The organism is Oceanimonas doudoroffii, assembly GCF_002242685.1.
GTDB lineage: Bacteria > Pseudomonadota > Gammaproteobacteria > Enterobacterales > Aeromonadaceae > Oceanimonas > Oceanimonas doudoroffii.
In genome coordinates this window covers 1841787-1856007 of sequence record NZ_NBIM01000001.1, presented here as the reverse complement: position 1 = coordinate 1856007, position 14221 = coordinate 1841787, and the positions used below count along the sequence as shown (strand labels likewise).

General features: G+C 59.8%; 12 protein-coding genes and 4 tRNA genes. 15 read left to right on the top strand and 1 reads right to left on the bottom strand.

The annotated features are described in order from the left end of the window. Positions 1–2: 2 nt before the first annotated feature. Positions 3–1445: an aldehyde dehydrogenase family protein gene (locus B6S08_RS08625; RefSeq protein WP_094200304.1), complete on the bottom strand. Its 1443-nt coding sequence runs from the start codon at positions 1443–1445 to the stop codon at positions 3–5. A gap of 94 nt (positions 1446–1539) precedes the next feature. Between B6S08_RS08625 and B6S08_RS08620 the strand changes: the two genes are divergently transcribed. The 15 genes from B6S08_RS08620 to oadA all read left to right on the top strand — a co-directional run bounded on the left by B6S08_RS08620 (position 1540) and on the right by oadA (position 14216). Next, positions 1540–2430: a LysR family transcriptional regulator gene (locus tag B6S08_RS08620; RefSeq protein WP_094200303.1), complete on the top strand. Its 891-nt coding sequence runs from the start codon at positions 1540–1542 to the stop codon at positions 2428–2430. 348 nt (positions 2431–2778) lie between these two features. Next, positions 2779–4500, top strand: coding sequence for a hypothetical protein (locus B6S08_RS08615; protein WP_094200302.1), 1722 nt, complete (start codon positions 2779–2781; stop codon positions 4498–4500). Continuing rightward, entirely contained in the window at positions 4500–5249 is a 750-nt protein-coding gene (locus B6S08_RS08610; protein WP_094200301.1) for a DUF3726 domain-containing protein, read from the top strand. The genes B6S08_RS08615 and B6S08_RS08610 overlap by 1 nt, the downstream gene beginning before the upstream one ends. Positions 5250–5327: 78 nt before the next feature. After that, on the top strand, positions 5328–6068 hold the full coding sequence (locus tag B6S08_RS08605) for a sulfite exporter TauE/SafE family protein (protein ID WP_094200300.1): 741 nt from the start codon (positions 5328–5330) through the stop codon (positions 6066–6068). Between the two features lie 66 nt (positions 6069–6134). Further along, positions 6135–6629: a CinA family protein gene (locus B6S08_RS08600; protein WP_094200299.1), complete on the top strand. Its 495-nt coding sequence runs from the start codon at positions 6135–6137 to the stop codon at positions 6627–6629. A gap of 74 nt (positions 6630–6703) precedes the next feature. Next, a complete protein-coding gene (gene recA / locus B6S08_RS08595) occupies positions 6704–7771 on the top strand; it encodes a recombinase RecA (protein WP_094200298.1) in 1068 nt (355 codons plus the stop codon). Between the two features lie 46 nt (positions 7772–7817). Beyond that, positions 7818–8282, top strand: a complete 465-nt coding sequence (locus tag B6S08_RS08590; RefSeq protein ID WP_094200297.1) for a regulatory protein RecX — start codon at positions 7818–7820, stop codon at positions 8280–8282. Between the two features lie 102 nt (positions 8283–8384). After that, the gene (alaS, locus tag B6S08_RS08585) at positions 8385–11012 is read left to right on the top strand and encodes an alanine--tRNA ligase (RefSeq protein ID WP_094200296.1); all 2628 of its coding nucleotides are present in this window, start codon (positions 8385–8387) and stop codon (positions 11010–11012) included. 202 nt (positions 11013–11214) lie between these two features. Further along, on the top strand, positions 11215–11406 hold the full coding sequence (csrA, locus tag B6S08_RS08580) for a carbon storage regulator CsrA (RefSeq protein WP_094200295.1): 192 nt from the start codon (positions 11215–11217) through the stop codon (positions 11404–11406). A gap of 140 nt (positions 11407–11546) precedes the next feature. Next, a tRNA-Ser gene (locus tag B6S08_RS08575) sits at positions 11547–11639 on the top strand. Between the two features lie 9 nt (positions 11640–11648). Further along, a tRNA-Arg gene (locus B6S08_RS08570) sits at positions 11649–11725 on the top strand. A 25-nt stretch (positions 11726–11750) separates the two neighbouring features. Beyond that, a tRNA-Arg gene (locus tag B6S08_RS08565) sits at positions 11751–11827 on the top strand. A 25-nt stretch (positions 11828–11852) separates the two neighbouring features. Further along, positions 11853–11929 (top strand) — tRNA-Arg (locus B6S08_RS08560). Positions 11930–12129: 200 nt separating this feature from the next. After that, a complete protein-coding gene (locus B6S08_RS08555) occupies positions 12130–12375 on the top strand; it encodes an OadG family protein (protein WP_094200294.1) in 246 nt (81 codons plus the stop codon). A 53-nt stretch (positions 12376–12428) separates the two neighbouring features. Then, entirely contained in the window at positions 12429–14216 is a 1788-nt protein-coding gene (oadA, locus tag B6S08_RS08550; RefSeq protein ID WP_094200293.1) for a sodium-extruding oxaloacetate decarboxylase subunit alpha, read from the top strand. The last annotated feature ends 5 nt before the right edge of the window (positions 14217–14221 follow it).

Below are 14221 nucleotides of genomic sequence, written 5' to 3'. Positions count from 1 at the left end.
CGTTATGCGCGGATGTAGGTGGTTTTCACGACGGTGTAGAATTCCCGGGCGTAGGTACCCTGCTCGCGGGGACCAAAGCTGGAATCCTTGCGACCGCCGAACGGCACATGGTAATCGGTGCCCGCGGTGGGCAGGTTGACCATCACGCAACCGGTCTTGGCATTGCGCTTGAAGTCGGTGGCGTATTTCAGCGACTGGGTGCAGATACCGCCGGTCAGGCCGAAGTTGGTGTCGTTCAGGGTGGCCAGCGCCTCGGCGTAATCCTTCACCTTGATCACACAGGCGATGGGGGCAAAGGCTTCTTCCCGGTTGATGGTCATGTCATTGGTGGTGTTCACAAACAGTGCGGGCTGCATGTAGTAGCCGTCGGTGTCTTCGTTAATCACTTCACCGCCGAACACCAGCTTGCCGCCTTCGTTTTTGGCCAGCTCCAGGTACTTGAGGTTGGACTCCATCTGGCGGCCGTCGGCGACGGCACCGATATGTACGCCTTCCTTCAGCGGGTGACCGATGACCAGTTTCTTCATGCGCTCGACCACGGCGTCCACAAAGCGATCGTGAATGCCTTCGGTCACGATCAGCCGTGACGAGGCGGTGCACTTCTGGCCGGTGCCGCCAAAGGCACCGTTCACGGCACACTCCACGGCGTTGTCCAGATCGGCGTCATCCAGCACCACCAGGGCGTTTTTGCTGCCCATTTCCAGCTGACACTTGACCAGATTGCCGGCGGTGGCGGCGGCTACCCGACGGCCGGTTTCCAGTGAGCCGGTAAAGGTCAGGGCATTGACCTGACGGGAGTTGATCAGTACGTCGCCCACTTCGGCGCCCGGGCCCATCACCAGGTTAAAGGTGCCGGCGGGCAGGTTCTGGCGGGAGATGATCTCGGTCAGCGCCCAGGCGGAGGCGGGAACCTGGTTGGCGGGTTTCCACACCACGGCGTTGCCAAAGGCCAGGGCCGGAGCGATTTTCCAGGCACCGGTGGCGGTGGGGAAGTTCCAGGGGGTGATGATGCCCACGACGCCCACCGGCTCGCGGCGGGTTTCAATTTCAATACCGGGGCGCACCGAGTCGGCGGTTTCGCCCATCTGGCGCAGCACTTCGGCGGCGTAGTAATGAAAGAACTGACCGGAGCGGTAGACTTCACCGGCGCCTTCGGCCAGGGTCTTGCCTTCTTCCCGGGCCAGCAGCCGGCCCAGCTCGTCCTTGCGGGCGATCAGCTCGTCACCAATGGCCATCAGCACGCCATAGCGCTGCTCCAGGCCGCTTTTGGCCCACTCCTGCTGACCCTGCTCGGCGGCTTCGATGGCGGCCTGGGTCTGGGCGGCGTCGGCCTGGGCGTAATGACCAATCACGTCGCTCAGATCGGCGGGGCTGATGTTGGCAATGGTCTTCGGGCCTTCAACCCACTCACCGGCGATATAGTTACGAAATACGGAATCAGACATGAGGGACCTCCTTTACTTGGTTGGAGTCATGATAGGAGCTGTGTTTTAATAATAAAAATTAATTAATGATATTAGCTGATAAGGAAGACTTATCATGTTGCCGGAGTTCAAGGTGGCGCAGCTGCGTCATTTCGTCTGGGTGGCCGAACTGAAGGGCTTTCACCTGGCGGCGGAAAAGGCCCATCGCACTCAGCCCGCCATTTCGCTGTCGATTCGTGACCTGGAGAGCAAGCTGGGCGAGGCCCTGTTTGAAAAGCGCAACAGCCGCACCGCCAAGACCGAACTGACCCCCTTTGGTCGGGCGTTTCTGCCTCGGGCCAAGGAGCTGTTGTCCCATCATGATCGCATTGCCGAAGACATGGCGCTGCTGGCCGAGCATAAAACCGGCCATTTGCGGCTGGCCTCGGTGCCCTCCATTGCCAGCCGCTTTCTGCCCGGCCTGTTGCTCGACTTTATCGGTGACAGCGAGCTGCATGTGAGCGTGTTCGATGACAACTCCCGCGCCGTGCTGAAGATGGTGGAAAACCAGCAGGTGGATTTCGGCATCGCCAGCCTGTTCGATGATCAGGACCAAAGCGAGAAACGCTATATACCGGTGTGGGAGGATAAGCTGGGCGTGGTGTGTCTCAAGGAACATCCGCTGGCGGTCAGCCAGGAGCTGCACTGGCGCGAGCTGAAACCCTACCGGTTGATCCGTAATGGCACCTCCAGCCTGCTGAAGGGCAGCGCGGCCGAGTCACTGCTGGCTCACTCCCAGTACTATATTTCCAACATGATTTCCCTGGTCGCCATGCTGGAAGCGGGGTTTGGCATTACCACTCTGCCCTGGTATGCCTTTCCCGAAGGTAATACCCGGCTGACTTTTATTCCCCTGCATGCCCCGGTGATCACGCGCCAGGTCGGCATTATTCAGCTCAACAACAAGTCGTTGACTCCGCCGGCCCAGGCGCTGGTTGACTTTATTCTGGCCAGTCGCCAGGGCTGAGCCGTCGATGGTTGCCGGCCGAAGTCGGCAGCCGATCCATCCCACCTAGCTGCGCGATCTCTCATTTTTTGTTGTTTTTTTGTTTCTCTTTGCCGGGTTTGTTTTTACATGGGAAACAGTATTTATGCGGGTTTGCAGCATTCTGATAAACTTTTCTTATCAAGTGATATAGCCATTTAACTTGTCGGGTTTTATTGCCCTGATTGAAGATGCACACCATGAGCCAGAAAGAAGGCGGGCAAGCACACCGGTAACGGGCTGTGTTGCGCTTTCAGGCACTGCGCCGTCCCGAACGTTTGTTTCGGTTCAAGGCGCACAGGAATGGAATCATTAATCGAGGGTAGAAACATGATGAGGTTGGCTGCGATCAAGGCCTCGCTGCGGGGGCCAAATGCATTACCGCTGCGCCCGGCAGAGCAGGTGATGGATCTGGAGCGGCTGGGTGCCATGCATCAAAGCCGGTTGAGCTTTATGCGTACCCTGGTACGCCGCATTATGCTGGAACGCTGGCAGGTGAATATTGCTCGTCAGGAGCTGTGTGCCGAAGGCTACGGCACCCTTATCTACGAAATCAACACGCCCCAGGGCCTGTTCAGTTTTGTTATTTTTTCCAATTATCTGAGCCCGGAAGAGCGCAACGACAGGGTCATTGCCAGCAAGTGGGATCTGACCATGGCGCTGGTGGAAGGGCGGATTGAAGACGAATATCTGGCCTTCCTGCGCCAGAATGTTCCCCTGCAGGAAGCCGGCCGGGTCGACTCCCGGGTGTTTGTATTGTCCCGCGCCAACCGCAGCGCCCGCAACTTTGATTATGTGGTGGCGCAACTGAGCAAGGGGGAGCAACCCGACGTCGCCCGTATTGCCGAAGTCGGTTACCTCTATCGCACCACCGCGGTCTACGGCAGCGGCAAGCTGGGCATGGCCGATTGGGACAAGGTCTGCAGCCGTTTCCCGGATTTTGCCCGCCCGTTTGCGGCCGAGATGTTTGCCTGTTTTATGCTGCGCAACTTTAGTCTGCTGCAGGTCGAGCACATTGCCCGGCAGCGGGACCCGCAGCAGTTCACGCCCATGAAGCTCGAGCTCAAGCGCTATTTCGGCATCGGCAATTCCACCGGCCTGGGCATGGCGCCTTACCTTATTAATCACCCCATCTTGATCAACCGATGGATCGAAATGCGCGAGCTGGCCCTGGCCCAGGTTCGTGCCCTCGGGCATATCGATGAAGGAGTACGCTGGCGCCTGGGTGAATTGCTGGGCCGCTGTTCACAGCATATTGCCGAAACCGTGACGGAAGACGCCTGGCAGAGCAATAACAATCGCCGAGTGATCGAGGATCTCGCGAAGTTGCGGGAGCAGGCGGGCGTGGGGTTGGAGAGCTGGAATGACCTGCTGGCCTGGAGCGAACAACACTGCTCGTTGCAGGGACAGGAGCTGCTGGTGTCGGTCATGCTGGAGCTTTACCCGCAACTGGTGGATGGCCTGGATGAATATTATTGTGCGGAAGAGTTTCTCGACCTGGATCCACTGATGCCGCTGCAGCAGCTTAAGGCAGTGATTGAACAACGCTATGCCTGGACGCTGAAAATCGACTTCAGCGATCCGAAAAACCGGGATATTTTCTGGTACCGCTCGGAAGACAAAATGGAGCCCCGCCTGGGCAAATGCGAGCTGGATGATGGCCGGGAAAAGCAAATGGCTTTGGGCGTGGGCTATGCCGTGTTCCGCTGTTACCAGCTGCTGTGCCAGTATATTGAAGAGTTCCCGGAGCACACCACGGCCCGCTTTATGGTGGCCCGGCCCAAACTGCGTGGCATAGTCCGCCGCATTCAGAGCATGAATCGCTGTGTGTACGGTGACATTCAGGCCAACCTGCTGGCCCATGACATATTGCCCATGCACCTGCTGCGCTGCAAGCTGTCGTTTTTTGGGGTGAGCAAGTTCGATCCGCGCTCCCGACTGTGGGTGCGCAATACCATGTATCAGGGGGCTCCGCTGCTGGAAGACATCGGCAAAACCTATAACGATGACTGGTTTATGCCCCTGGCACCGACCGTGGGAGGGAACGACTGATGCAGGTTTCAATGAATGAGCTGAAGGCGGCTCTGCGCCGCTGCTTTGAAGCATGCGGATACTTTGTGGGCAACTATGAAGATGCTGCCAACATGGTGCTGTGGCTGGAAAAGCACGGCCTGGGCGGGCTGGCGGAGCTGGAGCGGGCGTTGCCCTATCTGACCCTGGACGCCGACAAGCCGTTGAGCACGGTCGTGTATGAAGACAGCACCTCGGCCATTATCGACAGCAACGGCCGCAGTGCCCTGAACTGCATTGCCGCCTCGGTGGATTTGGCCCATGCCAAGGCGCTGGAAAGCGGCATTGCCACCATTACCGTACACAACTGCCACAACCGCATGTTTGCCCTCAAGGCGCTGACCGATTGCGGCCGGCGCGGCATCAGTGTGACCGCCTACTGGCAGAATGGCAGCCGCACGGTGAAGGAATATGCCGCAGCCATCAAGGCGGGAGAGCGCTACCCCAGTTTCAGCCAGGCTTCCACCAATCTGGTGACCACGCCGGAAGAGCAACAGGCGCTGACCATTGTCTGCAGCTCCCGGGTGGATCTGGCCGGGTCACTGCAGCGCTCCAAGGGAAACCGCCATGCGCGCTATTTGAGCCCGGAGGATCTGGCGGAGAACAAGGAATACGTGATCGATAACGGCATCGAGATCGACGAAGCCCTGTGGGCCGAGATCAACCGTATCGGCGCCGGTATTCTGGTGGAAAACAGCGAACGTTCCCGCCTGGGGGCGGGGGCACAATAACGCACACTGGTCACCTGTCGGTTTTCCGATAGGTGACTATCCCCTTTGCTTGCCATCGACTTCTTGCCAACAACATTCATGCTGTATTCCTCCCCCGAGTTGCTGGCGTTGCTGATTGTGACCGGTGGCATTCTGGTGCAGGCCTGGGTGGGCATCGGTTTTGGACTGCTGGCCGCGCCCCTGCTGTATCTGCTCAATCCTGCCTATGTTCCGGGACCGGTGCTGGTGCTGGTGCTGGGCTGGGGGCTGTCGCTGCTGGTGGTGCTGAAGCAGCGCCACCGGCTGAACTGGCGACGAGTGTGGCCGGCCATACTCGCTCGCTTGCCCGGCTCCTGGTGCGGTGCCCTGCTGCTGGTCACCCTGACCGGCTGGCAGCTCAGCCTGCTGTTTGGCGGCGCCCTGTTGCTGGCGGTCTGGCTGAGTGGACGCCGTTACCCGATTGCGCCTACGCCGGTGGGCCTGACCGTGGCCGGCTTTTGTTCGGGCCTGTTGGGTACCGCCACCTCGGTGGGCGGTCCGCCCATGGCGTTGCTTTATCAGTATCAACCCCGACTGACCACCCGTGACGAGCTCGCCGTCTTTTTTCTGGTGGGCACACCGCTGTCGCTGCTGATGCTGCTCGCCAAGGGGGGGCCGGCCTTGCTTGCCCTGCCGCTGGTGGTGAAGTTGCTTCCCGGTGTGGCGCTGGGCTTCTGGCTGTCCCGGTGGCTTGAACGCAGGGTCCATAGAGACAGCGTCCGGCCGGCCATTCTGCTGATTTCCGTGCTGTCGGCGCTGGGAGTATTGTGGCAGGGCATTCGGGCAGGACTTGTCGGTTAGCCATTGGCGTTCCCCCTCTGCCCCGGCATAATACCGATACGAGTATTTGGCGAACGAGGGAAAGCGATGGACACGGAGACACTGGCGCGGCAACTGGGTGAAGCCTTGCTCGCCCGTGACATCATGATGACCACCGCCGAATCCTGCACCGGCGGTGGCATCGCCGCGGCGCTCACCGATATCGCTGGCAGTTCGGCCTGGTTTGACCGGGGCTTTGTCACCTATTCCAATGCCGCCAAAACCACCATGTTGGGCGTGGATGCCGCCATTATTGAGCGCCATGGCGCGGTCAGCCGGGAAGTGGCCGAAGCCATGGTGCGCGGCGCTTGCGCCGTGTCGGGCTGCGGCCTCGGGGTTGCGGTCACCGGTGTGGCCGGCCCCGGCGGCGGCAGTCCGGACAAACCCGTGGGTACCGTTTGGCTGGCCTGTTATGCGGCCGCCGGCGATCGGCTCGACTGCCGGCTGTTGCGGCTGGATGGTGATCGGGCCGCCGTACGTCGGCAGACCGTAACGGAATCATTGCAGGCCTGCCTGACACTGCTTGAGCAAAACCCCACTTGATACTGTACGAATAAACAGTATACTCATCCTCAGTTTCCTGCATTACGCACCAGCCAATTTCAGCGGAGCATTTTATGGATCAGAACAAAGAAAAAGCCTTGGCCGCCGCCCTGGGCCAGATTGAAAAACAGTTTGGCAAGGGCTCCATCATGCGTTTGGGCGACAACAAGGCTTTGAATGTTGAAGCCATTTCCACCGGCTCCCTGTCTCTGGACATTGCCCTGGGCATCGGTGGCTTGCCTACCGGCCGTATCGTGGAAATCTATGGTCCCGAGTCATCCGGTAAAACCACCCTGACCCTGCAGGTCATTGCCGAAGCCCAGCGCGCCGGCAAGGTCTGTGCCTTTGTGGATGCGGAACACGCCCTGGATCCCGTCTATGCCGGCAAACTGGGCGTTAACGTGGACGACCTGCTGGTCTCCCAGCCCGACACTGGTGAGCAGGCGCTGGAAATCTGCGACATGCTGGTGCGCTCCGGGGCGGTGGACGTCATCATCGTCGACTCGGTGGCGGCGCTGACCCCCCGCGCCGAAATTGAAGGCGAGATGGGTGACTCCCACGTGGGCCTGCAGGCCCGTCTGATGTCCCAGGCGCTGCGCAAGCTTACCGCCAACATCAAGAGCGCCAACTGCCTGTGCATTTTCATCAACCAGATCCGCATGAAAATCGGTGTGATGTTCGGCAGCCCGGAAACCACTACCGGTGGTAATGCCCTCAAGTTCTACGCCTCCGTGCGTCTCGACATTCGTCGTATCGGTTCCATCAAGGAAGGCGACGAGGTGGTCGGCAACGAAACCCGGGTCAAGGTGGTCAAGAACAAGGTGGCGCCGCCGTTCAAGCAGGCCGAGTTCCAGATTATGTACGGCGCCGGCATCTCCAAGGAAGGCGAGCTGATTGAGCTGGGCGTGAAAAACAAGCTGATTGAAAAGGCCGGAGCCTGGTATAGCTACAAGGGGGACAAAATTGGCCAGGGCAAGGCCAACTCCATCAAGTATCTGCTGGAACACAAGAATATTTCCGACGAAATCGAGCAACAACTGCGTCAGATGCTGCTGCTGGCGCCGGGAGCGGCTACCGAAGGCAACGGCAAGGGCGAGGCACTGGCCGAGCTGGATGGCCCCGACGGCGACCAGGAGTTCTGATAAACAGGCCGGGCAATGCCCGGCCTTCGTGTTTTAAGGGACGAGCATGTTATTTGAGTCATCCAATCCGGATCAGGCGGTATGGGATTGCGCCTTGCGGTTGTTGTCGCGGCGGGATCACAGCCGGCGGGAGCTGGAGCAAAAGCTGCGCCAGCGTCAGTTTGGCGAAGACGAGATTACGCGTACGCTCGATCGGCTGGAGCAGCAGCAATGGCTGCAGGATGCGCGCTTTGCCCATACTCAGGTGCGCCAGCACGTGTATAAAAAGCATGGCCCCTCGCGCATTCGTGCCGAGCTGCAGCGTAAGGGGGTAAGCGCAGACGAGATTGCCGCGGCGCTGGATGAGCAGGACACCGACTGGTTCGAGCTGGCCCGGGAATGCCACCGGGCCCGCTTCGGCGACGCACCCATCGCCGATTTCAAGGAACGCGCCAGACGCATGCGCTACCTGCAGGCGCGGGGCTTTGGCCCGGATCACATTCGTTATGCCCTGGAAAGCGACGACGAATAGCTCCTTTCCGCCTGCACCCGCCCGATGGCGCGTTTTACATTGCCGCCCATTCCTTTTAAATTATGCGTGTAAACGCCTACCAAGCTATCAACAGGATTTTCCATGCGAATGACCACGTCTGAGTTACGCAATGCGTTTCTCGAGTATTTCCGCCAGCAAGGACACCAGGTGGTGGCGTCCAGCTCGCTGGTGCCTCACAACGACCCGACCCTGCTGTTTACCAATGCCGGCATGAACCAGTTCAAGGATCTGTTCCTGGGTCTGGAACAGCGGGCCTATAACCGGGCCGTCAGCTCCCAGCGTTGCGTGCGTGCCGGTGGCAAGCACAACGATCTGGAAAACGTGGGTTACACCGCCCGTCACCATACCTTCTTTGAAATGCTCGGCAACTTCAGCTTTGGTGACTACTTCAAGCAGGATGCCATTCGCTTCGCCTGGGAATTCCTGACCGGTGTGGTCAAGCTGCCCAAGGAAAAACTCTGGGTCACCGTGTATGAAACCGACGACGAGGCCTTTGATATCTGGTCCCAGGAAATCGGCGTACCGGTGGATCGCATTGTACGTATCGGCGACAACAAGGGCGCCCAGTACGCCTCCGACAACTTCTGGACCATGGGCGACACCGGCCCCTGTGGCCCCTGTACCGAGATCTTTTACGATCACGGCGAGCATATCTGGGGTGGGCCTCCCGGCAGTCCGGAAGAGGACGGTGATCGCTACATCGAAATCTGGAACCTGGTATTCATGCAGTTCAACCGTCATGCCGACGGCACCATGGAGCCGCTGCCCAAGCCTTCGGTAGACACCGGCATGGGCCTGGAACGTATCGCCACCATTTTGCAGGGCGTGCATTCCAACTACGAAATCGATCTGTTCCAGGCGCTGATCAAGGCCGCCGCCGACGCGGTGGGCACCAGCGATCTCGACAACAAGTCACTGCGGGTGATTGCCGACCATATTCGCTCCTGCTCCTTCCTCATTGCCGATGGTGTCATGCCGTCCAACGAAGGCCGGGGTTACGTACTGCGTCGTATTATTCGTCGCGCCGTGCGCCATGGCCGCAAGCTGGGCGCCGACAAGACCTTCTTCCACACCCTGGTGGCTGCCTTGTGCGAGCAGATGGGTGAAGCCTATCCCGAACTCAACACTCAGCGCCCGATCATCGAGAAGGTGCTGCGGCTGGAAGAAGAACAGTTTGCCCGCACCCTGGACCGGGGCCTGCAGCTGCTGGAAGACGCCATTGCCGAACTGGGCGAGGGCACTGTGCTGCCCGGCGAGGTGGTGTTCAAGCTGTACGACACTTACGGCTTTCCGGCGGATCTCACCGCCGACGTGCTGCGGGATCGGGATATCAGCATTGATGAGGCCGGCTTTGAGACCTTGATGCAGCAGCAGCGGGAACGGGCCAAGGAAGCCTCCAACTTTGGTGTGGATTACTCCAAAACCATCAAAGTGGACGGCGCAACCGCCTTTACCGGCTATGAGCACCTGGCCCAGCCGGGCAAGGTGACCGCGCTGTTCAAGGACGGTGAGCCGGTGAACGCGCTGATCGCCGGCGAAGAGGGCGCCGTGGTGCTCGACACCACGCCTTTCTATGCCGAGTCCGGCGGTCAGGTGGGCGATGCGGGTGTGATCCGCATGGATGACGGCCTGTTCGTGGTGAAAGACACCCAGAAGGCCGGCAGTGGCATTCTGCACCTGGGTTTCATGGAGCTGGGTACCCTCGAAGTGGGCGAGGAGGTTTCCGCCGCGGTCGATGGCGCTCGTCGTCAGGCCACCGCCCTCAACCACTCGGTGACCCACCTGCTGCACGCCAGCCTGCGCAAGCTGCTGGGCGAGCACGTGACTCAGAAAGGCTCGCTGGTCGAGCCCGAGCGGCTGCGCTTTGACTTCTCCCACCTGGAGGCCATGAGCGCCCAGGAACTGCGGGAAGTGGAAGACATGGTCAACCGTGACATTCGCGCCAACCTGCCGGTCTCCACTCGGTTGATGGATCTGGAAGGCGCCAAGCAGGCCGGCGCCACCGCCCTGTTCGGCGAGAAGTACGATGAAAACGAAGTGCGGGTGGTGGCCATGGGCGAGGTGTCTACCGAGCTGTGTGGCGGTACTCACGTCGGCCGTACCGGCGACATCGGTCTGTTCAAGATCCTCTCGGAAAGCGGCATTGCCGCCGGTGTGCGCCGTATTGAGGCGGTGACCGGCGAGGCCGCGCTGGCCTATCTGCACCAGCTTGACCATGAAATTGCCCAGGCCGCCAGCCTGGTCAAGGGCGACACCTTCTCGGTGTCGGCCAAGGTGCGCCAGGTGCTGGACCGCAGCCGCCAGCTGGAAAAGGAAATCGAACAGCTCAAGGGCAAGCTGGCGGCCCAGGCCGGTGCCTCTCTGCTGGAGCAGGTGCGTGACATCAACGGCAACAAGGTGCTGGTGGCCAACCTGGAAGGGGTGGATGCCAAGTCTCTGCGTGGCACCCTGGACGATCTCAAGTCCAAGCTGCAGTCCGGCGTGGTGGTGTTGGGCACCGTCAGCGGTGACAAGGTCAGCCTGATTGCCGGTGTCACCAAGGATCTTACCGGCAAGGTCAAGGCCGGCGAGCTGGTCAACATGGTGGCCCAGCAGGTGGGCGGCAAGGGCGGTGGCCGTCCCGACATGGCTCAGGCCGGTGGCAGCGAGCCGGCGGCCCTGCCGGCGGCGCTGGACTCGGTCACGTCCTGGCTCAGCGAGCGCCTCTGAGGCCGCAGTCCAAGGCAAGCCGTCTATAATTTGATTCGGCAGCGTTAAGCCGAGTGGTATAAAGAGGCCTGTCATCGACAGGCCTCTTGATTTTGGCATCGGCTCACCCCATTTCAGGCCATGGGAAGGCTGGGTTTTTCGTCGCCTTTATCGGATAATAACCAACATATTTTCTAATCATTGCAATTACAGGAGCAGCCATATGCTGATTTTGACTCGTCGAGTAGGGGAAACCCTGATGATCGGTGACGAAGTAACCGTGACCGTGCTGGGTGTGAAGGGTAACCAGGTGCGTATTGGTGTGAATGCACCGAAAGAAGTGTCCGTTCACCGTGAAGAAATCTACATGCGTATACAGGCCGAGAAGGGCACCGGCGAAGACAGCCAGTATTAATTAACGGGTTCCTGGGGCGTTTTTTATTCTTTTTGGTGGCTTTGGCAGCGAAATGCTTAAAGTCTGTTCGAACGAAAAAATCGGGTTGGAAAAGTGTTTGACTTATTTTGGCCCGGCGGTAATATACGCCCCGCAAACACGGTGAGGTGGCCGAGAGGCTGAAGGCGCTCCCCTGCTAAGGGAGTATGCGGCTTATACCCGCATCGAGGGTTCGAATCCCTCCTTCACCGCCATTTTACAGCGCATCCGTAGCTCAGCTGGATAGAGTACTCGGCTACGAACCGAGCGGTCGGAGGTTCGAATCCTCCCGGATGCGCCACTTTTAAAAAGCGTTTTTCAGAAAAGCATCCGTAGCTCAGCTGGATAGAGTACTCGGCTACGAACCGAGCGGTCGGAGGTTCGAATCCTCCCGGATGCGCCATCTGAAAATAAACGCAACATAACATGCATCCGTAGCTCAGCTGGATAGAGTACTCGGCTACGAACCGAGCGGTCGGAGGTTCGAATCCTCCCGGATGCGCCATCTAAAAAAGCCGGCCTTGTGCCGGCTTTTTTCTTTTGTGTTTTTCACTTCCTGCTTTCTTCGGGTCCTGTGACCCCACTCACCTTGTGATGACTTTTTTTTAATCTTTACGACACTTTTGACAATGCGGCGTTGTCATTACCCGGGTTGGCTCAGTATGCTCGTGGCCCTGGACAAACCACAGCAAGGACAACGCTGATATGAATAACCTCTCTGCACAACTGCTGGAGGCCGCCAGCCTGATGGGGCTGGGCATGGCCTTCGTTTTTGCCTTTCTTTCTCTGGCCATTGTGGCCGTCAAGCTGTTGGCCCGCCTGGCGGGTGAAGCGGCGCCCGCGCCTGCGGTCCCGGTTGCGCCTGCAACCGCCGACCAGGGACCGGGTCCGCAAACACTTGCCGCCATCTCTGCGGCCATTGCCCAATATAAAAAAAACCACAAGCCCTGAGCGGCACATAACGGAAACTCCCTTAAACGGAAACATGAACGGAGCTCTTACTCATGACCAAATCTCTGGCCATCACTGACGTCGTGCTGCGCGACGCGCACCAATCCCTGCTGGCAACCCGCCTGCGCCTGGAAGACATGCTGCCCATCGCCGAAAAGCTCGATGCCATCGGTTACTGGTCCCTGGAAACCTGGGGCGGTGCCACCTTTGACGCCTGTATTCGTTATCTGGGCGAAGACCCCTGGGAACGCCTGCGTGCCCTGAAAAAGGCCATGCCCAACACCCGTCAGCAAATGCTGCTGCGGGGTCAAAACCTGCTGGGCTACCGCCATTATGCCGACGATCTGGTATTCAAGTTTGTGGAGCGAGCCCGGGCCAACGGCATGGACGTATTCCGCATCTTTGATGCCATGAATGACGTACGCAACCTGCAAAGTGCCATTCAGGCCACGGTGGAAATGGACGGCCATGCCCAGGGCACCATTTCCTACACCACCTCGCCGGTTCATACCCTGGATACCTGGGTAGACATGGCCAAGCGGCTGCAGGATCTCGGCTGTCACTCCATCTGCATCAAGGACATGGCGGGGCTGCTCAAGCCCTACGAGGCCGAGACGCTGATCAAGCGTATCAAGGCCGAAGTCTCGCTGCCGCTGGCGCTGCACTGCCACGCCACCACCGGCCTGAGTCTGGCAACCCACATGAAGGCCATCGACGCCGGCATCGATATTCTCGACACCGCCATTTCCTCCATGAGCATGACCTACGGTCATTCGCCCACCGAGACCCTGGTGGCCATGGTGCAGAACAGTGAGCGTGACACCGGCCTGGATCTGACCAAGCTGGAAGAGATTGCCGCCTACTTCCGTGAGGTGCGCAAGAAATACGCCAAGTTCGAGGGCAGCCTCAAGGGCGTGGACTCCCGTATTCTGCTGGCCCAGGTGCCCGGTGGCATGCTCACCAACATGGAAAGCCAGCTCAAGGAGCAGAATGCCGCGGATCGCATGGACGAGGTGCTGGAAGAGATTCCGCGCGTACGGGAAGATCTGGGCTTTATTCCGCTGGTGACCCCCACCTCTCAGATAGTGGGCACCCAGGCGGTGATCAACGTGCTCACCGGCGAGCGCTACAAGAGCATCACCAAGGAAACCGCCGGTATTCTCAAGGGGGAATACGGTGCGGCCCCGGCGCCGGTTAATGCCGAGCTGCAACAGCGGGTGCTGGATGGTGGCGAGGCCATCACCTGCCGGCCGGCGGATCTGCTCTCCGATGAACTGGAGCGGCTCACCGGCGAGTTCAAGACGCTGGCCAAAGATGAGCAGCTGCGGGTGGCGAGCGATGAGGTGGACGACGTGCTCACCTACGCCTTGTTCCCGCAAATCGGCCTCAAGTTCCTGCGCAACCGCGACAACCCGGGTGCCTTTGAGCCGGCGCCGGGCACGGAGCCGGCTCCGGCCGCCTCGCCTGTAGCCGTCCCTGCGGGCGCTCCCGAGACTTATGCGGTCAAGGTGGACGGTCGTGTCTATGAGGTGGAAGTGGGCCCGGCGGGCAGCATCAGCGCCGTGCGTGATGCCAGTGCGCCGGCTTCGGCTCCTGTCGCCGCGCCGGCACCTGCACCCGCGGGTGCAGGTGAGCCGGTGGCTGCGCCGCTGGCGGGCAATATCTTCAAGATCCTGGCCAAGCAAGGCACCCAGGTCGCCGCCGGTGACGTGCTGCTGATCATGGAAGCCATGAAGATGGAAACCGAGGTGCGCGCCTCCCGGGACGGCCAGGTGGTGGACGTGCTGGTCAAGGAAGGCGACGCCGTGTCTGTGGGCGATGTCCTGGTCACCCTGGCATAAGGAGC

Bases quoted from the DNA above. Each gene is read 5' to 3' on its own strand.
- B6S08_RS08625 (WP_094200304.1), bottom strand. From the start codon at position 1,445: ATGTCTGATTCCGTATTTCGTAACTATATCGCCGGTGAGTGGGTTGAA.
- B6S08_RS08620 (WP_094200303.1), top strand. From the start codon at position 1,540: ATGTTGCCGGAGTTCAAGGTGGCGCAGCTGCGTCATTTCGTCTGGGTG.
- B6S08_RS08615 (WP_094200302.1), top strand. From the start codon at position 2,779: ATGATGAGGTTGGCTGCGATCAAGGCCTCGCTGCGGGGGCCAAATGCA.
- B6S08_RS08610 (WP_094200301.1), top strand. From the start codon at position 4,500: ATGCAGGTTTCAATGAATGAGCTGAAGGCGGCTCTGCGCCGCTGCTTT.
- B6S08_RS08605 (WP_094200300.1), top strand. From the start codon at position 5,328: ATGCTGTATTCCTCCCCCGAGTTGCTGGCGTTGCTGATTGTGACCGGT.
- B6S08_RS08600 (WP_094200299.1), top strand. From the start codon at position 6,135: ATGGACACGGAGACACTGGCGCGGCAACTGGGTGAAGCCTTGCTCGCC.
- recA (WP_094200298.1), top strand. From the start codon at position 6,704: ATGGATCAGAACAAAGAAAAAGCCTTGGCCGCCGCCCTGGGCCAGATT.
- B6S08_RS08590 (WP_094200297.1), top strand. From the start codon at position 7,818: ATGTTATTTGAGTCATCCAATCCGGATCAGGCGGTATGGGATTGCGCC.
- alaS (WP_094200296.1), top strand. From the start codon at position 8,385: ATGCGAATGACCACGTCTGAGTTACGCAATGCGTTTCTCGAGTATTTC.
- csrA (WP_094200295.1), top strand. From the start codon at position 11,215: ATGCTGATTTTGACTCGTCGAGTAGGGGAAACCCTGATGATCGGTGAC.
- B6S08_RS08555 (WP_094200294.1), top strand. From the start codon at position 12,130: ATGAATAACCTCTCTGCACAACTGCTGGAGGCCGCCAGCCTGATGGGG.
- oadA (WP_094200293.1), top strand. From the start codon at position 12,429: ATGACCAAATCTCTGGCCATCACTGACGTCGTGCTGCGCGACGCGCAC.